Origin of the sequence: Paenibacillus sp. FSL P4-0081 (genome assembly GCF_000758565.1) — a bacterium.
GTDB classification, from domain to species: Bacteria; Bacillota; Bacilli; order Paenibacillales; family Paenibacillaceae; genus Paenibacillus_AQ; species Paenibacillus_AQ phytohabitans.
Window position 1 is genome coordinate 4,962,359 of sequence record NZ_CP009280.1, and the last position, 21,917, is coordinate 4,984,275.

Here is a 21,917-nt window from a genome sequence, read left to right on the forward strand (position 1 = left end):
AACCTCCTGAGGGTAACCTGCGTATTACCGGGCAGACACACAGAAACTAATGTGAACAAGACGGATGCTAATCGTTAAAAGAATGGTTTTGTCCGCTGCAGATTCTGGAATGTCTGTATTTACCACACTTCTGGGAGGTTCTCGTACTAAATGAAATCAATGAAACGTGTAATGATGATCGTCATGGCCTTCACTCTATTCTTTGCCGTAACTGCTCCTGACTTTGCAGATGCCCGCCGTGGCGGCGGCTTCAAATCGGGAAGCCGGGGATTCACCACTACCCCGAAGAAATCAACAACAAATAATGTGAAACAAAGTGATAGCACCAAAGGCACCACAGCCGGAAGCACAACGAATGCAAACCGCGGATTCTTCAGCGGCGGCAGTCTGATGAAAGGCCTGATGATCGGCGGGATCGCCGGCTTCCTCTTCGGCGGAATGTTCTCCGGCATGGGCGCTTTCGGCAATATCATCGGCCTCTTCATTAACATGCTGGCCATTTATCTGGTCGTTATGATGATCATGTCCTTCTTCCGGCGCAGACAGGAACGGCGCAGAATGCAGGAAAGAGACGGGCGTTACTAATGAGTGTTACCGTACTCAGTATGGACGAGATTATCAATGCAATCTGCCTGCATATGGCTGAACGCAAAGCTGTACGGGTGGAGGAAGTCCGGGTGGAGCTTAGCTGGGACGAAGATACCGGTTACACCGCAGAGGTCTGGGTTCAGGGCCGCAGCCAGTTCCTGGTCGAATCCAATTTGATTGAATCGATTCTGCGTTATCTGCACAGCGAATACGGCATACGCGCTTACCGTGAAAATGTACGCCTGGAGCTGGACGAAGAAATCACCGCTGTTGTCACTTTGTAAAACTCATACGCCGTCCGCTGATGCATTAAGCGGGCGGTTTTTTTTGTGCTTGCGGATTGGGGTTGGGGTTGGGGTTGGGGTTGGGGTTGGGGTTGGGGTCCGACTAAGTGGAAAAACAGCATCTATTACTGGCGAAGTCATTATTATCGCCGGAATAGTTGGAGAAACAACACTTAATGATATGCAAAATCGTAATTATCGGAATATGTGTTGAATTAAGTGCCTTATTTCCAACTATCATTGCTCTGGAGAGAAATCCCGAGACCTCTGTTATCAGCGAATCAGCGAGCATGCACCTTTCATTTTTCTTTCAGGAACAGCTGGTATATTATCTCAGAACATTTGCTTGCCGGGGAAGTCACAGCTGATGATACGGGGTATGAGCGAAGCTTGACGGCACTGCAGAAGCTCACAAACTGAGAGTCTATAGCCCTGATGCAACTTTGTACGAATACATATGTTCAGGCTTGGGCTCACATTATGTCTAGGAGGACCAGAGATCATGTCGAGATTAACAAAATGCCTGTGCACAGGCACGCTGCTGTCTGCACTGCTCTTGTCAGGCTGCGGCAACAAGGCACAGGAAGAGACTATTCCGGTAGCCAGTCCAGATAGCACAGAAGCCACTGCTGCCCAGAGCTTCACCGGAAAAATCATCAGCATCAGCGGAAACGAAATTACGCTCTATAAGGCTCAATCAGGCGGTATCCAAGAGCCCTGAGTTGCTGAATTTGATCTGGCCGGGGATGATGCAGCGGGTACTTCTGGTATTGCAGCGGGCGATGGCGCGACAGGAAGCAACGCCAGTGGCGCCCCCTCCACATCCGCTCTTCAGTTTACAGACGAGACAGTAGTCATTACCGTTGATGAGAATACGAAGTTTGTAATTCCATCCGTCACCACAGAAACCGGCTCCTCTTCTGATGGAGCCGCCGGTGCTTTGACTCTGGCAGATCTGCAGACAGGCGATATCCTTACAGTTACGCTGACCGAAGGTACGCTAACTGCGTCAAGGATTGAGCTGAAGAGCGGACTTGTTGCAGGTGGGGGCGGGCTGACGGCGGCACCGGAGGCCAGCGCCAGCCCTCTCCCGCTGCCCGGCCCGGGAGAGGACGTGAAGCCGCAGCAGACTCCGGGTGCCCAGCCGGACGGTCAGGCTGCCCCGCCGCAGGACGGCAAGGCGGGCGAACGGCCCGCCGGAAGCCAAGACGGCGGGCCTGCAGGCGGAGCACCCGGGGGCGACGCGCCTGCGGATGCCGGAGGCGGAGCAGCGGGCGGCGCTGCTCCGGGCAGTACTGGCGGCGCTCCCTCAGGCGCGCCGGACAAGCCAGGGGCTGCCGCTGGCGCGAAGCCGGCAGCAACCCCGGCCGCGGGCGCGAAGCCAGCTGCCGCAGATGGTGGCGGCAGCGGCGGGAAGACTCCCGGCGCCGCCATGAGCTTCGGCAAGATCAAGAGTATCAGCGGCAGCAAGATTACTCTGTATACAGCCGAAGCGCCATCCGCTGCTCCGCAGGATGGAGCAGCACCAGCGGGAGCCCCGCAAGGCGCGGAGCCTTCGGGCAGCCCGGGCAGTGAGCGGTGAGCCGGGAGCCGGAGGCGGCGGCCAGGGCAGTGGCCAGTACGGTGGCGGCCAAGGCGGCAGACCGCAGGGACAGGGCGGTGCGCAGATGAGCTTCTCTGAAGAGACCACCGTTGTTACGGTGACATCGGATACGAAGCTTATCTCTATTACTTTTACCGATGGCAAGCGTACAGAGGCTACGATCGCCTTGTCCACACTAAAGGCAGGCGACATCATACAGTACACACTGAAATCAGGCACAGCTCAAGCCGATAGCATCAGCCTCAGCAGCGGTGATTCAGGCGGCAAATAAGAAGCACAGTCACTGGAACTTGACCGCATTTCATCCTGCGGGTTCTAGTACACCCTCACATCAGATTCTGCACAGAAGCCGATCAGCATCAATTCAACTGCCAGATGATTCATCCGGCAGCTTGTTACATGCAGAAACCGCATCACAATAACCGGATCGGCAAGATGCTGATCCGGTTATTTTTGCATGAGCAGGTTATCCCCTCTACTCACTGTACTTATTACAATAGCCGCAGCGGTCAAGCGCGCATCCGGGCAACTCGCCGGCCCGTACCCGCTTCAGATTAGCGAAATAGCCAGCAGTTCGAATAATACCAGCGGCAGGATGACGTTATTATTCACCGGCCCCGGATACGGATAACCTGGACCTGGATAAGGCTTGTAATACGGGTTGTAGTATCCGCGTCCCGTTTCTGTAGTTATAGTCACCGTGAGGTACAGATGTTTGCTGTCCATGCCGGCAATGGTGCCTTCATGCATCTGTCCATCGATGGTCTGTACCTTCACATTATGGTTCAAATAAGGCTTGCAGGACTGGTGCAGAGAATCGCGGACACCGTGCAGATGCTGGACCACCGCAGGGTCAGCCTGATAGATAACCGCTGTTTGCGGGCCACTATGATATGTCGACATGAATGTTTAACCTCCGTATAAATGGATTTGCTACATTCTATGCACATGCCCAGCCCAGGGTGCCTAGCCCGCTGCCGTCCCTCCCCCCGCTTGCTGTAATTCCTCCGCCTCTATACCAAAGCAAACTAAAAAGCCGTACACCAGAAAGTCCTTGTATACGGCTTAGCTATTCACTTATTCTCCATTAAATCTGCAGCAGCCTAAAAAGCAACGCCGATTCCGCCCTGTCCTGCATATGTACCCATCACAGGTCCCATGGTGGACAGCAAAATTTCTTTGAAGGGATGCTTCTCCAGAATACGCTCCTTGATTTCCAGCGCCAGCATCTCGCAATTGCTATGGACTATGGCGATTACCGCCTGTTCATAATCATGCTGCTTCTGATCAAGCTTGGCCAGCAGATGACTCAGCGCCTTAGGAAGTCCACGGGTCTTCTCGACCACTTCAACGGTTCCCTCTTCGCTGATCTTCAGCAGCAGCTTAATGTTCAGTACAGAAGCCACGGCACCGGAGATCCGGCTCAGCCGCCCGCCTTTGATCACATTCTCCAGAGTATCCAGTGTGAAATAAGCGGTGGTCTCTTCAACCTTGTGCATCACTTTATCTTTCAATTCAGCCAGACTTGCTGCCGTCAGCGACCATTTCGCTGCCATAGCCACAATCAGTGTCAGTCCGCCTGAAAAAAGTTTGGAATCTATAATTTCAATCGCATTCGGATGTCCTTCTTCCTCGTACATCTCCTTGGCGATCATTGCGGTCTGATAAGTACTGCTGATATTGGAGGACATGCAGATGACCATAATATCAGTGCCTGCTTCCACTTGTTTGAAATTGTCCAGGAATACCTGTGGACTTGGGCTCGCCGTAGTCGGCAATTCCTTCGCTTCATGCATCTTCGCATAAAAAGTCTTCGCGTCCGTATCATAAGGCATGAGTTCATGTCCGAAATGAACCGGCAAATGGACAATAGAAATGTCGTACTGCTCTACGTAATCTGGGGGTAAATCGGAACCGCTATCCGTTATAATCTTGATGGGCATCAGGGTGCTCTCCTTTCAATTCTATACTAGTATAGTCACCTTTTATGTAAACCAATAGTACAATTTATAACTTGTCAAAAGCGTTTTTTTGTGCTCAGTGCTATTTTTCACAGCTCAGCAGACTATTCTGCCTGAAGGATTGTTACTCTCTGCGACTATTATTAGCTGCATCAGGTTCTTTCTTAACTTCCCGTCTTATGATATGGTTTATGCATAAGTGAATAGAAATGGAGTGTAACGATGAGCAAGAACAAAGTGTGGAACAGAGGCAAACATAATGGTGCCGGCCTGTCCAAAAAGACCCCCGCTAACGTAGAATCCGAAGGTACAGCAGAGACGGCTGCGGCAGAGAACATCAGCGCTGAGGAAACTCCGAATCCGCGGATTGATACAGTGAAGCCGATGAACCGCAGCAATTGGGTATCCAGACCCGCCCGCGTGAAGCCGCAGAACCCTGAACGGAATAAGTAGCTTGCCCTTTATAGGGAGCAGCTGAACATTACCGCATCCAAAAAAGAGGAGCCGCATACCTTACGCGGCTCCTCTTTTATCATACAACGCACACTCTTAGCTGGTTCCCTAAGTGCAACTGCTACAGATTCAAGCTTCGCATACTCTGCTCCGGATAACGCATGCCCGAGGCAGCCCCTTGAGGCGCAGCCTCATCAATCTGCTGCAGCTCCTCAGAGGTCAGCTCTATTTCCAGTGCACCTACGTTCTCTTCCAGATACTTCGTCCGTTTCGTTCCCGGGATCGGCACGATGTCCTCCCCTTGCTTCAGCAGCCAGGCCAGCGCAAGCTGAGAGGGCTCGCAGCCCTTCCCGGCAGCAATCTGCTTGATGCGTTCCACCAGATCCAGATTCTTCTTGAAATTATCCCCCTGGAAACGGGGGGAGTTGCGGCGGTAATCATCCTCAGCCAGATCCTCGAAGCTCTGAATCTGCCCGGTCAGGAAACCGCGCCCCAGCGGACTGTACGGAACGAAGCCAATACCCAGCTCGCGGACAAGCGGCAGAATTTCGTCCTCCACCTCACGGCTCCACAGGGAATATTCGGTCTGCAGCGCCGTTACCGGATGAATGGCATGAGCGCGGCGGATGGTAGCCGTCCCTGCCTCAGACAGCCCTATGTAGCGGATTTTGCCTGCTGCAACGAGATCGGCCATCGCACCAACGGTTTCTTCAATTGGCGTGTTCGGATCTACCCTGTGCTGATAGTATAGATCAATATGATCTACGCCAAGCCGCAGGAGACTGGCATCGCAAGCTGACTTCACATAGTCCGGACGGCCATTTATGCCGAGCATCTGCCCTTCCGGACTGCGCACATTGCCGAATTTGGTCGCCAGCACAACATCGTTCCGTTTGCCTTTAACGGCTTTGCCGACCAGATCCTCATTCCTTCCCACACCATACATATCTGCCGTATCCAGAAAAGTAACTCCCAGATCAATGGCCCGGTGAATCGTGCGGATGGACTCCGCTTCATCCCGGCCGCTGTAGAAATCGGACATCCCCATACAGCCGAGTCCAAGTGCAGACACCTGCAGCTTACCGCCTAACATTCTAGTATTCATTCCCTGCTTCCGCCTCCCGATTTGAAATTGAAGCCTTGTCTTCCCTGATCATACCACAGTCAAATTCCAATATCATTTATGGCACCTTAGAGCAGACCTTCCGGCAAATACCCGTTGCGCTCCAGAATAGCCTGCATCATCGCAAGCGTATCCGGCTGCAGCGGAATACCTGTAGTTCTATACAGCTGGAGCCAGCGCAGACAAGCCAGCGCCTCGAATAGCTCAAGCTCAGCTGCAGTGTAACTGCTCTTTGCAAGAAATGCTGAACGGTAGACTTCTGCGTAATGCTCCCCCGCATAGACCCGGATAATTAGAATAGACCACGCTATATCATATCTCGGATCGCCCAGCTGGACATTTGTCCAGTCAATAATGGTGTAGGCTCCGGCAGCCTCCAGGATATTGCCCGCATGATAGTCTCCATGGATCAGATGATGCGAGGTTATTCCCGCCTTGTCCGCCAGCCCCAGCGCCAGCATTCTGATCTCCGGCTGACCTCCCCACTCCGGGAAGAAGTAATCTGCGAAATCATATGCGGGTACTTCTATACCGCTTAAGGAATCGAGTGGAAGCCTATGTATATCCAGCAGATTTTCTGCTATTGCTGTAAGAACGGTGGTATTCGCTTCCGTGAGAGGCACACCGTCAAAGCTGGTTAACAGCACCTGATTGTCCCCGGGGTCCAAACCCCAGGCATACGGCTGTGACACCGCACGGCCCTGCCGGTACATCTGCTCCAGCACTTTATATTGGATAGAGATATCCGGCCGTGAATCCCGGTTCCATATTTTGAACACAAGCTCTGTATCAGGCAGTGTAACTCTGTACACCTCGGCTTCCAGACCACCCTCGAGCGGGGTAATGACCGCCTCATCTGCCCTTTGCAGAATCGCCTCATATTCCGCACTTTGCTCTTTCCAGCGGATATTGCTTAGAACATTATTCATGGTTATGAATCTTCCTTTCCGTTGACTGATTCTTGTTCGCTTGTCATTATGCAGCTGCTGTCAATCCAATTGCTTGTATTCTAGGCACTTTCCTCAGATACCTGAATAATATAAACCAATTAAACCATACAACGGATAAATGAGGGAAGCTATATGGAACATTGGATCAGAGTCGAACCGAACGTGAAGATTTATGTTAATGATATCAATCCGCTGGGCAGCCGAACGATTCTCTTCGTCCATGGCTGGCCTGCTAACCACCAGATGTTCGAATATCAGTACAATCAGCTGGTGCCTATGGGCTACCGTTGCATCGGGATGGACATGCGGGGATTCGGCAATTCGGATAAACCGCTGGGCCGGTACGATTATAACCGCTTAGCTGATGATATCCGCTGCGTGATCGGGGCACTTGGGCTGCAGGATATTACACTCGGCGGACATTCAACCGGCGGAGCCGTAGCCATCCGGTATATGGCCCGGCACCAGGGATATGGTGTCTCCAAGCTTGCGCTATTCGCTTCGGCAGCCCCCAGTCTGATTCAGCGGCCGGGCTTCCCTTACGGAACGACCAGAGAAGCTATCGAGCAGATCATTCAGTCTACCTACGATGACCGGCCCAAGATGCTGTATGATTTCGGCGAAATCTTCTTCTATCAAAAAGTATCCCAGCCGTTCTCAGACTGGTTCTTCCAATTAGGGCTTGAGGCCGCAAGCTGGTCGACCATCGCTGTCTCTAAGGCTTGGCTCGAGGAAGAGTTGTTTAATGACCTCCCACGGATACAGGTGCCTACGCTGATTCTGCACGGTGTTCATGATCAGGTGTGCTTCTTCCCGCTGGCTGAGGCACAGCATCAAGGAATCCGTAATTCGGTACTGATCCCCTTCGAGAATAGCGGACACGGATTATTCTATGACGAACGCGATAAATTCAACCTGGAGCTGTCCCGGTTCGCCAAGTAGAAATCATCCGCCATATAACAACAGCCGTTTCTTTGCGGAAGCAAAAAAACGGCTGTTTAGTCATTTTACATTTTAAATCACGTATCAGTTAGTTCATCCTTAATCCTTCTGTATACAACCTTACAGCTCCAGCGTCTCACCATAGGCAAGCGCCGAGCCTCTGATTCCCGCTTCTTCCAGCGCCTGAACGAAAGCACCCGCATCCTGACGGATCGGCGGGAAGGTATTGTAGTGTACCGGAAGTACATGTCTCGCTCCCAGCCACTTAGCGGCGATGAGTGCATGCTCAGGCCCCATCGTGAAATGTCCGCCGATCGGCAGAATGGCCAGATCAATCTCGTACAGCTCCCCGAACATCTTCAGGTCTCCGAACAGCCCGGTGTCCCCTGCATGCAGAATGGTGCGGCCCTCAGCTTCAATAATGAAGCCCGCAGGCGTCCCCCCGTAGATCCTCTGTCCATCTTCGAGTGTAATGCTGGAGGTGTGGAAGGCATGGATCATCGTCGCTTTGGCAAAACCAAGATCCACCGTCCCCCCGATGTTCATGCCAATCGTCTGGGCGCCCTTCCCCTCCAGGTAAGAGGCTAACTCCACATTAGCTACAATCGGAACATTATTACTTTTGGCAATCGGCGCGGCATCCAGAATGTGATCCATATGGGCATGAGTCAGCAGCACCGCATCCGTCTTAATATCTTCAACCTTTGTCACTGCTGCAGCATTGCCGCTAATGAAAGGATCGATAATCAGCGATTTGCCGTTTACCTCGATTTGAACACAGGAATGGCCATGGTACATAATTTTCATTGATTTTCTCTCCTCTTCGCTGTTAATTTCAATGGGTCTTCAGGGATTGAATCGTGCAAAAACCCAAAGTTTACGTTACAATGACACCAAGCTGCTCTGAAGCCAGATATGCTACTGAATTTTTACAATATAACAAATTATAATACGTTCGTTAGTTTTTATGATATATTCATTTCTGCCAGCTGTCAAGAGAGGTGTGAAGAACATTGCTGTCCGTTGAGAAAACCATGCTGTTCCTGTTGTCCAAGGTGGAGCAGATGGGCGCCCAGCAGTTTGTTGAGATTTACGAGCAAAGGGGGTACACCTCCACCTATATCCGCAATGCCCTGTCCCGTCTGAAAAAAGAGGGCTATATCGCTTCCCCGTCACGCTCCTGGTACAGCGTCACCGCCGAGGGCCTCGCCTACATTAAGGCGATTAACAGCAAGCCCGCCCGGTATCAGGAAAAGTGGGATCACACCTGGGATGTGGTCATGCTGGAGGTTCCTGAGTCTGAACGCAAGAAGCGCGACCAGTTCCGTACGGCGCTCGGCCAGCTGGGCTATGGTCTTCTATATAACAGTGTGTACATTTCACCATGGAACTATCGCGATGAAGTCGCAGCATATATCCAAAAGCTGGAGCTGGAAGGCAAGGTGTCCATCCTGCAAGGCCAATTCCAGGAAGGCTCCATTACGCCACAGAAAGCACAAGCGATCTGGCAGCTGGATGAAATCGAAGCCTTATATCAGAAGAAATCGGACTGGCTGCAGGAAGAATTCGTTCCATCTTTGCACGAGGCACTTCAGGCGGGGCAGCCTCTACAGCTATTCCTGCTATATTTGCAGATGGGTGAGGAATTAAGCGGGCTGTTTATGGCCGACCCGTATCTCCCGGATGAGCTGCTGCCGGACCATTGGCCGGGTAAAGTGATTATCGCCGCAATGAACAAGCATATGCGTAGAGCCGCACAGGCAATTCCTGCGGATTCTTTCTATGCCCCTTTCGTCAGATAAGATGATCTTGGAAGGATACTTAACACAAAGAGCAGCCCAAACCGCAGGCTGCTCTTTGTGTTATATACTAACCCTCGCGATTGCCGGAGGCCAAAAGCTCCCGGACCGCCTCCATATTCGTAACCGGCGCACGGCAGGCAAAATTCCGGCACACATAGGCCGTCGCATCGCCGCGGACCGCCGGTTTGTCCGCCAGATGCGGCAGGAGGCGGAGAATGCCTTCGCTATCCCCTTCCCAGTTAACGATCAGCGCAGCGTCAGGCAGATAGGCCTGCTGAACCTGAGCCAGCATGCCGTGCAGCGCCGGGTCCTCTTTTTTGCCGGAGAGCACCCATTCCCTGCCGCCCGAGGTCATCGCCAGATGGGCCTGCAAATACATCGCATAACCCGGCGGATACTCCGCTGCTGCAGAGGAGAGCACCGCAGCGGTACGCTCGGCGATGCCTTTGAGCTCCACGTCCTGGGCAATCACCGACAGCTTCCAGAGCAGCTTCGCCGCTACCGAATTCCCGGATGGAATAGCCCCGTCATACAATTCCTTCGAGCGGATAGGCAGTTCTTCCCCGTCATGGCCGGTGAAGAAGAAGCCGCCGCCTTCGGAATCGTAGAACAGCTCCAGCAGTCCATCCTTAAGAATCAGAGCGCGTTCCAGATAGACCGCCTGACCCGTAGCTTCATATAGTTCGCTGAGTCCCCAGATCAGGAAGGCATAATCATCCACATAAGCGGGAATCGCTGACTCCCCGTCACGGTAACGTGCCAGCAGCCTGCCATCCTCGCGCCGCAGCTTGTCCCAGATGAAGTTTGCTGCCGCTTCGGCGGCCTTGGCATATTCAGGCTTTTGCAGCGCTTTGGCTCCTTGAGCCAGCGCCGCGATCATCAGCCCGTTCCACGAAGTAAGCACCTTGTCATCCTTGAGCGGATGAATGCGCTGCTCCCGGTACTCATACAGCTTCCCGCGCCATTCCTCCATCCGGGTCCGCAGGCCCAGCGGGTTCATGCCCAGGCGTTCCGCCATTTCTTCCGGCAGTCCCTGAAGCAGATTCGGAATATTGGCACCCTCGAAGTTGCCTTCCGGGGTAATCCCGTAGACATGGCAATATGAATGCATGTCTTCCAGTCCCAGGGCTTCCTCGATCTCATCACGGGAGAAGACGTAGAACTTCCCCTCCACGCCTTCCGAATCCGCATCCTCCGCAGAGTAGAAAGCGCCTTCGGGAGAAGTCATATCGCGCAGGACATAGGTGAAGATCTGCTCGGCAATCTCCGCATACAGCGGTTTCCCGGTAATCTGGAAGGCCTCCAGATAGACGTTCGCCAGAAGTGCGTTATCATAGAGCATTTTCTCAAAATGCGGAACCAGCCATTCCCGGTCCGTAGAATACCGCGAGAACCCGAAGCCCACATGGTCGTACATGCCGCCCCGGTACATCGACTCCAGCGTCTTCTCCACCATGCGGAGCGCTTCCGGCTGATTGTGCAGCTGGCTGTACGCCAGCAGGAAGGACAAATTATGCGGCGAAGGGAACTTCGGCGCATTGCCGAACCCGCCATATTCCTCGTCGAACTGGCGCCGGTACAGCTCATACGCCTCATGCAGCAGCTCATCGCCCGGGATACCGCCGTCTACATCAGCCGAGTTATATGCATTCTTACGGTCAAGTGTATGCAGCTCTTCAAGCAGGTCATCGCCCAGCTTATTGAGCGCCTCCCCGTCCTGCTCCCACTTCGTGTGGATCTGCTCCAGCACATCCATCAATCCGATCCGGCCAAACATCTGCCGCTTCGGGAAATACGTCCCGGCATAGAACGGCTTCTTTTCCGGCGTCAGCAGCACCGTCAGCGGCCATCCCCCGCTCCCCGTCAGCGCCTGACAGACCGACATATACAGCGCATCAATATCCGGCCGCTCCTCGCGGTCGACTTTGATGGCTACGTAGTTATCGTTAAGGAGCTGCGCGACTTCTGAATCCTCGAAGGATTCGCGTTCCATTACGTGACACCAATGACAGGTGGAGTAGCCGACTGAAAGGAAGACAGGCTTATTGTCGCGCTTGGCGACTTCAAACGCCTCTTCAGACCAAGGGAACCAATTCACTGGGTTAAGTGCGTGTTGGAGCAGATATGGCGACTTCTCCTTGGCTAATCTATTGGGTACTTTATGAGTAGTCATGGGACATCACCTCGTTTCGTTGTAGGATTGTTTGTAAAATAAAGCTTAGGGGTATTTTACCCAAATGGGTGGGGAAAGTCGCAAGGGAGAGAAAAAATGTAACTTCTTAAGAAGAGGGTTCTTTAAATTGGTTTGAACAGAAGGCGTTGTTCTCAAGTGGTGATTGATTAATTCAGCGACTTAACACTCTTTATGATTTTTTAACTTATTCCATAGTATCCTTTGTAAAAATTTATTAGGTTATCTCTACTGAATTCAACAAAATCCCTTGTTAGTTCTGCCTTTTTCAAATATGCAATTTCATCCAGGGCATCAATAGTTATTGTATTTTCCAGAAAGATTTTGGTTTGCTCTAGTCCTGCCCCACAAAGCAATTGAACATCAATATAAATAAATGAATCGAAGTTTTTCTTTTTCGCCTTCCAAATTAACAAACTATCCTCTACTTGACCAAGAATAAACAATTGAATACATAACGTCTTTATATACTCATTGTCTTCGGACTCCTGATTGTCCAGTTCAATAAGCAACAACTTGCGAATATCATCTATATCACTTTGCTTTGGGATTAATCCGTGTATACGCAATAATTCATCAGTTCTATCTACGGTCATTGTTCATGCTCCATTCTTCAATCGGTGAATGAAATTGCTCTCTTATCTGTTCTTTGGCTTAGTCCCACCAAGCATATAAATCCCCTTCCATTTCACACTCATCAGTTTTAGTACAGAACGCAACAAAATCGTGTTTCAATGTCCTTGTTACATGTTCTTTGGGTACAAAAAGCGTATCTAATGTCACTCTATAATCTTTACGCAATGGGCTGGTGGCATAGCCTTTAGTCAATACATTGGGGTATGTAGCCATGAAGTTAAACATTTTTTCTACACTAGGAGAACTATTATGGGCTTCAAGTGGGTCAATATAGTTGTTTTCAATTAGTTGCTTTAAGACTCTTACGTCAATAAACTCAAAGCGTCGGACACTTCCTGTGCCCCTTTTTGCAATCCACTCTCCAGTGATTCCTAGTAACCTGTCCCTCCTTTCATAATCCATATTGAAAATGAAGTCGCCATTCATTATATGTCCTCCATTCAATGAGATCTTGCTTTCATTTATGTAATAATGTTTAGTAAAGTTTTACGATTTCATGAATGATAACTGTTATCCCTTGATTCAAGACTAAAAATTGGGCATACCCAAATATCATCTTTAATAAGTACCAACAAGTAGTTCTCTTCGATTCTACACTCTTGATACCATCCCAAGTCTACAGAAGTTCTACCCATATGAAGTTGCAATAAGTCCCTCTGTGAAGTTCTAACGAAATGGTGTATCTTCTTCGACAAATTGAACAGGGTCGGTTTCATCAAACTAAATAATACCATATACTGGGACAAACTTTTTATTCGTATCGCTTCAAATTTCACTTTATCGAGCGATATAAGTGCTATAGGAGTTTCACCATTCAAACAACTGAAATACGAATTCAGCAAGTCAACTTGATAGACTGAGAGATAATTTATAGTGGTGCATATCCAGTTTAAAACTATATGAATTCAAGTACAGCAAGAGATTAGTGAAAACAGACCTAATGAGAACAAAACAGGAAGCAACTTCGGGGTGGGACGAAAACGTAGAGATTAAACTAGTGGAATTCACCGACATGACACCAATGACATGTGCTGTATCCAACTGAAAGGAAAATCGGCTTGTTCTCGGCTTGCGCCTTAGCAAAAGCCTCTTCTCCCCAAGAGAACCAGTCCACGGGGTTGTGGGCGTGTTGCAGTAGATAGGGTGATTTTTCGTTTATTAGTCGATTTGGCTTTTGGCCTTCTTTTATCTCTATTCATGTAGCCTCCTTGAGCACGTATGTTGCCATTTTCATTATTACCCATTGGTGAACAAAAAGACACTAACCTCGTTAGTGTCTTTTTTATAAAGTATTGCTTGACTCAACTACCGAAACTTAATCAGGACCTATGACAACCCTTGCTCTTTGAATTGACTTTAAAATACATAATCTTTCAGTGAGGTTAATTCGTTAGCTGTAATTCTAGCATTAAGAGATAGGTTTACTCCACCTCGATCAGGTTCCGTTACAGAAATTAACGTGCTCCCTACTTTGGGACAGCCTCTTTAAAACCATAACATTTTCGGAATGGATTGTTGCGTTTAAGCAATAGAAAAAGGAGCCCTTTTACAGGCTCCCTTCGACGGTGTTTGATCGTTCGAGTATCTTTAAAAGGCACACTTCACATCATTAGAAATACTTGGGCACCGCTTGTTCACTTTCCGTTTTAAAGGAATGCTACTAGGCGTGTGTGTTCAGAGATGCTCTGCGACACAACCCCTCGCTTTCAGTTGACTTAGTGATTAGTTAAATTCCTCTTGTAGCCCTAGCACCGAATGGTCCAACGGAACCACACCTCTCTTCACACCGTCAAAAATATCTTACACAGACTTCAAGCTTCTTATACATCGTACACTCAAACAATTTTAAATCGGGATCGAACCGACGGCCTCATGCATGCCATGCAAACGTTCTACCAGCCGAGCAAGTGTGTTCTCATCATCCCGATATGTAAATAAACATCATCTTCAAATACTCCATATCTATGGAATTTATCATATTTTGAAGTATATTAAAGCCCCATTTGCCACTATGAAAATATATCCTTCATCGTTTTGTTATACGCTTTCCTATCAAAAACGCTTAGAAAACCTATAGCATAGTTTATCAACAAATGAAATGCGAATTCAGCAAGTTAATTCGATAGACTTGGAATTTAACAGGAATCTGACTCAGGGGTGTGACAAAAACGTTGAGATTAAACAAGTGGAATTCACCGACCTGACACCAATGACAGGTCGAATAGCCGACAGATAAGAAGATCGGCTTTTTCTCGCCCTGCGCCTTGACAAAGGCCTCGTCTCCCCATGGATACCAGTCCACGGGATTGTGGGCGTGCTGTAGGAGATAGGGTGATTTTTCGTTGGCTAATCTATTGGAAGATTTGTGAGTTGTCACGGGGCGTCCCCTCATTTCGGATAATTTAGGTAAAGTGTTGTCTACGGTTAGTTTACCCAAAAAAGTGAGGGAAGGCGCAGGTAAAGGAAAAAAGGTACTTCGTAATAAACACCTAATTTATATCTACACACATGCTCAGGAAGACTTGTCCCATCAAATGACCAAACTTTTCGAATGTATCTTTAGTTAGAGCAATTAAACGGTTCTTAACCTTTATCTTTTCGGAATTTCTATTTGTAGATTTTTTCATTTCTATTGCAATAAATCTCTAATCTCATCAAACCACTTTGCCAAATCATAATTGTGAAAAACATTTATCTGTCCCAACTGAACTGCTAAATGGTATCTTGAACGTATGGCTCTAAGCATATCGACTATGCTGTCTATTTATTCTCTGCAGTAAACGGCTTCAACTGCGCGAACTTCGTTAATCGTGCGGACGAAACCCAGCTCCAATTCATAGCTTTAAGAATTAATTGAAACCTCAAACAGCAAGTCCCTATTTCACTTCACTTAGGAGACTTGCTGTTTTTTGTGTTAGTTGGCTATTTGAACTGGAACCAAGTTAAATTTGCAACTGTGGTTGAATCTGACTTAACAAAAGTAACATATACCGTATGAGTTCCTACCGCTGTCCCGGCATTAAGCGGGATATTCTTGAGGGACCATGTCTGCCATCCGCCTGTGGTTTCTGCCGTCCAATAACCCAGCATAGGGCCTGTAGGGCTATCCAGGTGGAATTCTACCCTTCCGCCGGAGTTAGCGGATGCAACCTTCATATCAATACTTGTTTTAGCTGTACTGCCAAAGTCTACATTTTTAAATGCTATATAGTCGCCATTACTGCCTCCACCCACATCCAGCCCGCCGTCCGTGCTTGACTCATAGGACATAACACCTGAACTAAGGTTATAGCCTTCCGCTTCAAATTTCAATGTGTTGAATTTTGGCTCTGCAGCATAGCTGTTCGTATCTGTTATTTTCAAATCTGCCAAATTATTTACCGCAACTCCACCGACGCGAACATTGTTTAATGTAACTCCGGAGACAGTAGATGTATCACTCCAACCCTTCATTATTGAAACTTCACCTAAAGCGCGTAAATTGATATTATTATAGACCACATTTTTTATCGGACCGGTTTTTGCAGAAAGATCAAACCATCTGGAGTGAACACCGGATCTTGGCCAGAAGCCTTCTACGTCTATATTATCAAATATGATGTTTTGTGCTGCTGGAGTCCCATAAAGATGACCTACCGCTAAAGCGCGCCAGCACCGGTATACATAAGAGTTTTTAACAACGATGCCATCCTGAAGCTGTTTCACTCCATCGCCGACCTTGAATGCTCCACATCTGCTCCAGGCCAAAGCATCATCCACCACTACATTTGACTGGTTTTCAGGAGTTCCAGGCCAGTTTGCAGCTATATCGGTAGTTGCTACATCCCAGGTCTTAAATGAGTAGGTGTCATCCTCCGATACTGCTACAGTGTGCTTAATGAGTACATTCTGGCTCTCTTGAATGTCTATTGCATCATTCTCATAATCAAGTTCATTGTTGTTGAAGTGCTTGGTATTCTGGAAGGTTACGTTATTAGATCTTGTAACGATTGTAGCCCAGCCACCACTGTCTCTGATGGTTATGCCGTCAACCGTGAAGTTGCTGCACTGCAAGGGTACAAGAATATTGTTCAAATAATTGTTTGTATTTCTCATATAATGGCCATTGCCGTCAATCGTTCCCCTGCCGTATATCTTAATATTGTTTGCATTGGTTTCGGTATAAATAAACCAGGTTCCATCCTTATTCAGAGAATTCTTATGGAAATGGGTAGTGTAATCGCTTGGATTTCCTGAACCCCTTATCACAGAACCACCCTCCAGATAAACCGAAACGTTGCTTTTTAGAACAATGTTACCGCTCTTGTACACGCCGGCTGGAACGTATACTATACCGCCGCCTGCTGCGTTAGCCGCATTAATGGCGTTTTGTATGGCAGTTGTAGCCAAAGTGGCACCGGTACTGTCGGCACCGTACCCGGTTTTAACATTGTATATCCCTGTACCGGATGAAGCCGGAACATTGGTTTCAAGAGCATCTGCCGCAATCACCAGATCTTTCAGGTTATTGATTTTAACGATAAGATAGGTTGGTGATGAAAGTGTAAAGGTAAGTGTATTTCCGCTCTTGGCTGCAGTGATTCCCAAAGCTTTGGGAGAAATATTATAGGTATTGATTGGCTCGCTTGCTGTAATTGTGATTGTAGTCGTACCTGAAAAAGAGAGATTACAATAATTATAGTTTACAAATACCTCCGAAGTGTCGATTACCGGTATATTGGTAGAGTCTGCTGTTACCGTGTATTGATTGGTCGTGGTATAGATCGACGGTAACGGATAACTTACAATTGTACCCGCTGCACTTGCTGTCAAAGGAACGACAGCTAAAAGACTGGCGAGCATACAAACAATTAAACTTAATAAGTTTAACTTTTTTAGCATAAATAAACACCCCTTTCATATTTTCAGAAAATACTCTTATCTCTGCTCCGGCTCCAGACAGAGCCGGAGCAGATCGTCCACATGGGCCGTTGCCAGACATTCCACCGTATCCGCAGAGCCGTAATAGATCTTGACCTCGCCGTCATCCTCCAGAATCATTCCTCCCGGAAAAATCACATGATTGCGGAAGCCCCCGCCAATCTCATAGTCTGTCTCCGGTGCCAGCAGCGGCTGCTTGCTCATGCCGATCACCTTGCGGGGGTCCTCCAGATCCAGCAGCATAATTCCGGCGGTATAGCGTTTCTTCCATGTGTCCTCCCAACCTTGCTTGCCTCTGGCCGGGTCCACATCCACCGCATGGAAGGTGGTCAGCCAGCCCTTATCCGTCCGGACCGGAGGTGCGGCCGGGCCAACCTTGTCATTGGCAAACGGCACCTGCTCGACGGCGAGCAGCAGGCTGGAGTTGCCCCAATGCTTCAGGTCCGGCGACTCGGAGATCCAGGCATCGAAGCGGTCCCGGCCGCCGCGGCTGTATACCGTGAAGGGACGCTCCAGCCGGACATACTTGCCGCCGATGGGCTCGGGAAACAGTACCATATTGCGCAGGTCCGGTGTAGACAGGCTGAGCACCTCGAAGTGTTCCAGATCATCGGTAACGGCAATTCCGCCGCGAATGCCATGGTGCGTATCCACGGCAAAACACATATAACAACGGCCGCCGATCACGGTCAGGCGCGGGTCGTAGGCGCGGATAATTTCCTCGTCATGCATTTTGAACACTGGCTTCGGGCCGGCGGTCCAGCTCAGCCCGTCGTCACTGTAAGCAATGCCGAGATCCGTGGTGTGGTGCGGCTCAAGCGTCTGATCGACCAGTGAGCCGTAATCATTACGGAAGATCATCACATACTTGCCGTTAAATTTCGTTACACCGGCATTGAAAACCAGTGCGGTGGGGTAAGGAACCTTCGTTGCATCCAGCACAGGATTGCCCGGATACCGCCGGATGAACGGGGCAGATTGCAGAATTGCCGGAGCGTGTTGAGTCATGGGGTGTACCTCCTTGAATGTTAAATATGGAATATGGGTTGCGCAGGGCCGGACCGTTACCCTTTGAGTGAACCGGCCGTCATCTGCATGAAGGATTTGTTGGCGAACAGATAGGCCACGAGAATCGGCAGAATGGACAAGCAGGCGCCCGCCATCATATAGTGGGTCTGGGAAGCGGCCGAAATCCCGTATTTCAGGTTCGCCAGCCCGACAGTCAGCGTCTGCAGCTCCGGCTTCGTCATCGTGAACACGAGCGGCAACAGATATTCATTCCACGCACCGCGGAAGGTGAACAGCGCACCTACGCCGAGTCCGGGTCCGAGCAGCGGCAGAATAATCCGCCAGAAGGTCCGGCCGAGCGAACTGCCGTCGATCAGCGCCGCCTCGTCCAGCTCCCGGGGAATTCCCTTCATGAAGCTGAACAGAATGAAGAATATCGACGCGTGTGCGGAGATCAGGATCAGAATTACGCCCCAGAGGCTGCTGTGCAGATGAAGCTTAACCATCAGATCGAATTGCGGACGCAGCACCACCGCCCCCACGGCCACGAACATGGTGAAGGATTGCAGGCCGATATATATTTTTTTGCCGAAAAAGTCCATCCGGTCCACCACATAAGCTGCCATGGAAGAAACCAGTAAAGTGCCTACTACCGCTGACAGTGAAATAATCAGGCTGTTCAGCGTATATTTGGAGAAATTCGCCTGTGTCCAGGCTTCAGCATAGTTAGAGAAGTGCCAGCTGCTTGGCAGGAAGGTCGCTCCGGTGGTCAGCTCGGCATTCGTTTTGAAGGAGCCCAGCACGGTGATGACGACCGGAATCAGGGTGATAAAAGCAAAGGCCAGCAGAAAAATCCACAGTACAGTGTTGCCCAGTATGGTTCTTATTCTCATCTCGCGTCTCTCCTCAATCGGTCTGATTCATCCGCCGGGAGGCGTAGAAATAAATGAGTGATATGATCCCGACGATTATCGCGGACACAAAGGCGACCGCACTTCCATATCCGAACTCCTGTACCTGAACTCCTGCACTCCCCCCGCCTACAGGAAAGAATAATTTGTATAAATACAGGAACATTACTTCCGTCTTGCCTACCGGACCGCCTTCGGTCAGAACCATAATGCTCTCGTAGCCCTTCAGGGCTGTAATGATCGCCAGCATAATAACCATCTGCATGACAGGTCCGAGCATCGGCAGCGTCACGTAGCGGAACTGCTGGATTTTGCTTGCCCCGTCCAGGGCAGAGGCTTCATACACATCCTCAGGAATATTCTGCAGACCGGCGAGGAAGAGCAGCATATAGTTCCCGACCGCGCCCCAGGCCGCAACCAGAATGACGGTGAGCATGGCATACTTCGGACCCAGCCAGTCAATCCCGGAATTGCTTAGACCGAGTTTGATCAGGAACTGATTGAGAATCCCGTTATACGAGTTGAAAATGGTAAAAAAAACAACAGCCATAACGGCTGTACTGATGACGGTCGGCATGAAAAAAATCCCCCGCAGCAGCTGTCTGCCCCGCAGCCCCCGGTTCAGGATTGCGGCCAGCAGCAGAGCCAGCGGAATCGTGATCAACAGCTTGCCGCCTGCATAGACAAAGGTATTCACCACCGAATCCCAGAATTGGGTATCCTTCAGAATGCGGCTGAAATTGTCCAGACCGGTAAACCGGGCCGTTCCATAACCCTTATAGTCATAGAACATGTAGCGGAACGCCCAGGCAATCGGGTAGATTCCGAGCACAATGGTCAGAAGGGCACTTGGAAAGATAAAGCTGTATGAGAATAAGGAATTTTTTGTTTTATTCATCTGATTTCTTCCGGCTCCTTTCCCTTACGGTCAGAGCAGAGGGGTGGAGAACGCAGCTTCCCCATCCCCGTCATCTGACCTGTTTCTCTATGTTTCGCCTTCCGGTTACTTGGCGAACTTGCCGCCCAGGCCGGCCGGATCAAAGCCTGCATCCGGCTCAGCCTTGATTCCGTCATTGGCAATAGCGCTGTCCAGCGCAGCATTATAACGCTTGTTCAAATCCGCGATGACCGCCTTCAGATCGCCGCCATTGAGCATATATTTGAAGAAGGCGTCATCCGACTTCATGCCCTCCGGTGCAACCGCCGGATAGATCGGCCATACCCCGTCATTTTTATTGGGAAGGAAGCCTTCGATGCCGTTGACATCCGGTGTTGCGGCAACCGCACTGATGGATGGAACCATGGAGATGCCGAAGCCTTTCTCCTGATAATCCGTCAGCACCTGATCCCCGTACATGAACTGCATGAACTTCCAGGCCGCTTCCTTATTCTCCGATTTCGAGCTGAGACTCAGCCATTGGCCGCCGAGGAAGCCGGAAGCGCCCTTCACCATGCCGTCAATTGTAGGTGCCGGAGCCGCAGCCCAGTCGATCTTGGCCGGGAACTGGTTCTTATACACACCAGGCTCAGAGGAGTAGGAGATATACATTCCGATCTTGCCTTCGGCAAATTGGGCCCGCAGCGGATCGATATCCAACGATTCCACACCCGGAAGCATGCTGCCGTCATCCTTGATCTGCTTGAAGGCATTAATAATCGGCTCGAGGCCGCTGAAATCGTAGCGGGCAGTCTTGAAGTCATACCCGAAGCCGCCATAACCGCTCATTTCCGCAATGACCCGTGCCGAACGTGCGAATGCACTGGAGGGACTCTTGAAATTCAGTGCAAAGCCGTAAGCGCCGTCAGCTTTACCCGCTTCGGTCAGCTTTTTGGCTGTATCCACCAGCTCCTGCAACGTGGTTGGCGGATTCTCGACGCCCGCTTTGGCGAACAGGTCCTTGTTGTACACCAGGCGCATCGTCGTTCCGTAGTTCGGCAGGCTGTAACGTTTGCCGTCAAATTCATTCAGATCCGGCATGGCCGGGAACTTCGCCTTCAGCTCATCGGTGAGGAATTCATCAATGGGCGCGAGAAAGCCCTTCTTGTAGAACGTCTGGATGGTGTTCTCCTTCACCCGGATCACATCCGGGGCATCCGAGGTCTGGAAGGACAGATCCAGTGCGGTATCGAAGTCATCGCCCTTGACGACCAGCTCCACCTCAATACCGTCCGTATTGGCCCTGTTGAACTCGGCCACCTTCTCTTTCACGAAATCGGCGTCATGGCGGTCGCCCGTCCAGTAGCTGATTTTGGTTTTTTCCCCTGAACCGCCTGTCGCTGCATCTCCTGAGCCTTCTGCTGCATTGCCGCCGCCACTGTTACCGTTGCCGCAGGCTGCCAGGCCAAGTGCCAGAACCAGGCTCATTGATGTCATTAGCGTACGCTTCATCATTGGTAGTGCCCCCTTATTTATCGCTGCTGAATTTAACTTACAACCTGATTATAGAATGGGTAACGCTTTCACATAAGGCGGGTAAGCCCACATTGAGGGCAGGTTTCTGCGGGAGTTGCCGGCACACTGCCGGGCGGAAGCTGCCCATCATAC

General features: G+C 50.1%; 21 protein-coding genes and 2 pseudogenes. 8 read left to right on the forward strand and 15 right to left on the reverse strand.

The window, feature by feature from the left end; genetic code table 11:
• The first annotated feature begins 159 nt into the window (after nucleotides 1-159).
• The 5 genes from P40081_RS21165 (at nucleotide 160) to P40081_RS21190 (ending at nucleotide 2,746) form a co-directional block, all read left to right on the forward strand.
• The gene (locus P40081_RS21165) at nucleotides 160-585 is read left to right on the forward strand and encodes a membrane protein (protein WP_039309423.1); all 426 of its coding nucleotides are present in this window, start codon (nucleotides 160-162) and stop codon (nucleotides 583-585) included.
• Nucleotides 585-872, forward strand: coding sequence for a YxcD family protein (locus P40081_RS21170; protein ID WP_042138197.1), 288 nt, complete (start codon nucleotides 585-587; stop codon nucleotides 870-872). Before P40081_RS21165 ends, P40081_RS21170 begins: the two co-directional genes overlap by 1 nt.
• Nucleotides 873-1,374: 502 nt before the next feature.
• On the forward strand, nucleotides 1,375-1,593 hold the full coding sequence (locus P40081_RS21180) for a hypothetical protein (protein ID WP_042138200.1): 219 nt from the start codon (nucleotides 1,375-1,377) through the stop codon (nucleotides 1,591-1,593).
• Between the two features lie 219 nt (nucleotides 1,594-1,812).
• Nucleotides 1,813-2,454, forward strand: a complete 642-nt coding sequence (locus P40081_RS21185) for a hypothetical protein (RefSeq protein WP_042138201.1) — start codon at nucleotides 1,813-1,815, stop codon at nucleotides 2,452-2,454.
• On the forward strand, nucleotides 2,444-2,746 hold the full coding sequence (locus P40081_RS21190) for a hypothetical protein (RefSeq protein WP_042138202.1): 303 nt from the start codon (nucleotides 2,444-2,446) through the stop codon (nucleotides 2,744-2,746). Before P40081_RS21185 ends, P40081_RS21190 begins: the two co-directional genes overlap by 11 nt.
• A 278-nt stretch (nucleotides 2,747-3,024) precedes the next feature.
• On the opposite strand, the gene P40081_RS21195 is transcribed toward P40081_RS21190, so the two are convergent.
• Both P40081_RS21195 and P40081_RS21200 read right to left on the reverse strand, forming a co-directional pair.
• A complete protein-coding gene (locus P40081_RS21195; protein ID WP_042138203.1) occupies nucleotides 3,025-3,378 on the reverse strand; it encodes a hypothetical protein in 354 nt (117 codons plus the stop codon).
• 200 nt (nucleotides 3,379-3,578) lie between these two features.
• Entirely contained in the window at nucleotides 3,579-4,418 is an 840-nt protein-coding gene (locus tag P40081_RS21200) for a DegV family protein (RefSeq protein ID WP_042138205.1), read from the reverse strand.
• A 240-nt stretch (nucleotides 4,419-4,658) separates the two neighbouring features.
• On the opposite strand from P40081_RS21200, the gene P40081_RS21205 reads away from it, so the two are divergent.
• Nucleotides 4,659-4,889, forward strand: a complete 231-nt coding sequence (locus P40081_RS21205) for a hypothetical protein (RefSeq protein ID WP_042138207.1) — start codon at nucleotides 4,659-4,661, stop codon at nucleotides 4,887-4,889.
• Between the two features lie 121 nt (nucleotides 4,890-5,010).
• Here P40081_RS21205 and P40081_RS21210 read toward each other — a convergent pair whose 3' ends face one another.
• Together P40081_RS21210 and P40081_RS21215 are read right to left on the reverse strand one after the other, a co-directional pair.
• On the reverse strand, nucleotides 5,011-5,994 hold the full coding sequence (locus P40081_RS21210; RefSeq protein ID WP_042138209.1) for an aldo/keto reductase: 984 nt from the start codon (nucleotides 5,992-5,994) through the stop codon (nucleotides 5,011-5,013).
• An 86-nt stretch (nucleotides 5,995-6,080) separates the two neighbouring features.
• Entirely contained in the window at nucleotides 6,081-6,941 is an 861-nt protein-coding gene (locus P40081_RS21215; RefSeq protein ID WP_042138211.1) for an aminoglycoside phosphotransferase family protein, read from the reverse strand.
• A gap of 153 nt (nucleotides 6,942-7,094) precedes the next feature.
• Here P40081_RS21215 and P40081_RS21220 point away from each other — a divergent pair, with 153 nt between their 5' ends.
• Complete coding sequence (locus tag P40081_RS21220; protein ID WP_042138213.1) at nucleotides 7,095-7,904, forward strand: alpha/beta fold hydrolase; 810 nt, start codon at nucleotides 7,095-7,097, stop codon at nucleotides 7,902-7,904.
• Nucleotides 7,905-8,024: 120 nt separating this feature from the next.
• Here the strand turns inward: P40081_RS21220 and P40081_RS21225 are convergent, their stop codons facing one another.
• Nucleotides 8,025-8,711: a metal-dependent hydrolase gene (locus P40081_RS21225; RefSeq protein WP_042138215.1), complete on the reverse strand. Its 687-nt coding sequence runs from the start codon at nucleotides 8,709-8,711 to the stop codon at nucleotides 8,025-8,027.
• 206 nt (nucleotides 8,712-8,917) lie between these two features.
• Here P40081_RS21225 and P40081_RS21230 point away from each other — a divergent pair, with 206 nt between their 5' ends.
• Nucleotides 8,918-9,706, forward strand: a complete 789-nt coding sequence (locus tag P40081_RS21230) for a PaaX family transcriptional regulator C-terminal domain-containing protein (RefSeq protein WP_042138217.1) — start codon at nucleotides 8,918-8,920, stop codon at nucleotides 9,704-9,706.
• A 67-nt stretch (nucleotides 9,707-9,773) separates the two neighbouring features.
• On the opposite strand, the gene P40081_RS21235 is transcribed toward P40081_RS21230, so the two are convergent.
• The 10 genes and pseudogenes from P40081_RS21235 to P40081_RS21270 form a co-directional block, all read right to left on the reverse strand.
• On the reverse strand, nucleotides 9,774-11,879 hold the full coding sequence (locus P40081_RS21235; protein WP_042138219.1) for a thioredoxin domain-containing protein: 2,106 nt from the start codon (nucleotides 11,877-11,879) through the stop codon (nucleotides 9,774-9,776).
• A 200-nt stretch (nucleotides 11,880-12,079) separates the two neighbouring features.
• Nucleotides 12,080-12,493, reverse strand: coding sequence for a hypothetical protein (locus P40081_RS21240; protein WP_042138221.1), 414 nt, complete (start codon nucleotides 12,491-12,493; stop codon nucleotides 12,080-12,082).
• Nucleotides 12,494-12,551: 58 nt separating this feature from the next.
• Complete coding sequence (locus P40081_RS21245; protein WP_042138223.1) at nucleotides 12,552-12,959, reverse strand: hypothetical protein; 408 nt, start codon at nucleotides 12,957-12,959, stop codon at nucleotides 12,552-12,554.
• Between the two features lie 583 nt (nucleotides 12,960-13,542).
• Nucleotides 13,543-13,722: pseudogene (locus P40081_RS37675) on the reverse strand (DUF255 domain-containing protein); the annotation flags it as partial.
• 1,001 nt (nucleotides 13,723-14,723) lie between these two features.
• A pseudogene (locus tag P40081_RS39805) lies at nucleotides 14,724-14,925 on the reverse strand (DUF255 domain-containing protein); the annotation flags it as partial.
• A gap of 530 nt (nucleotides 14,926-15,455) precedes the next feature.
• Nucleotides 15,456-17,414 (reverse strand): carbohydrate-binding protein, encoded by a 1,959-nt coding sequence (locus P40081_RS21250; RefSeq protein WP_081970047.1) that lies wholly within the window; start codon nucleotides 17,412-17,414, stop codon nucleotides 15,456-15,458.
• Between the two features lie 36 nt (nucleotides 17,415-17,450).
• On the reverse strand, nucleotides 17,451-18,461 hold the full coding sequence (locus tag P40081_RS21255) for a glycoside hydrolase family 130 protein (protein ID WP_042138224.1): 1,011 nt from the start codon (nucleotides 18,459-18,461) through the stop codon (nucleotides 17,451-17,453).
• 56 nt (nucleotides 18,462-18,517) lie between these two features.
• Nucleotides 18,518-19,354 carry a carbohydrate ABC transporter permease gene (locus P40081_RS21260; RefSeq protein ID WP_052421923.1) on the reverse strand — a complete coding sequence of 279 codons (837 nt, stop codon included), beginning with the start codon at nucleotides 19,352-19,354 and terminating at the stop codon, nucleotides 18,518-18,520.
• Between the two features lie 13 nt (nucleotides 19,355-19,367).
• Nucleotides 19,368-20,270, reverse strand: coding sequence for a carbohydrate ABC transporter permease (locus tag P40081_RS21265; protein ID WP_042138227.1), 903 nt, complete (start codon nucleotides 20,268-20,270; stop codon nucleotides 19,368-19,370).
• A 105-nt stretch (nucleotides 20,271-20,375) separates the two neighbouring features.
• The gene (locus P40081_RS21270) at nucleotides 20,376-21,764 is read right to left on the reverse strand and encodes an ABC transporter substrate-binding protein (protein WP_042138230.1); all 1,389 of its coding nucleotides are present in this window, start codon (nucleotides 21,762-21,764) and stop codon (nucleotides 20,376-20,378) included.
• Nucleotides 21,765-21,917: the final 153 nt, after the last annotated feature.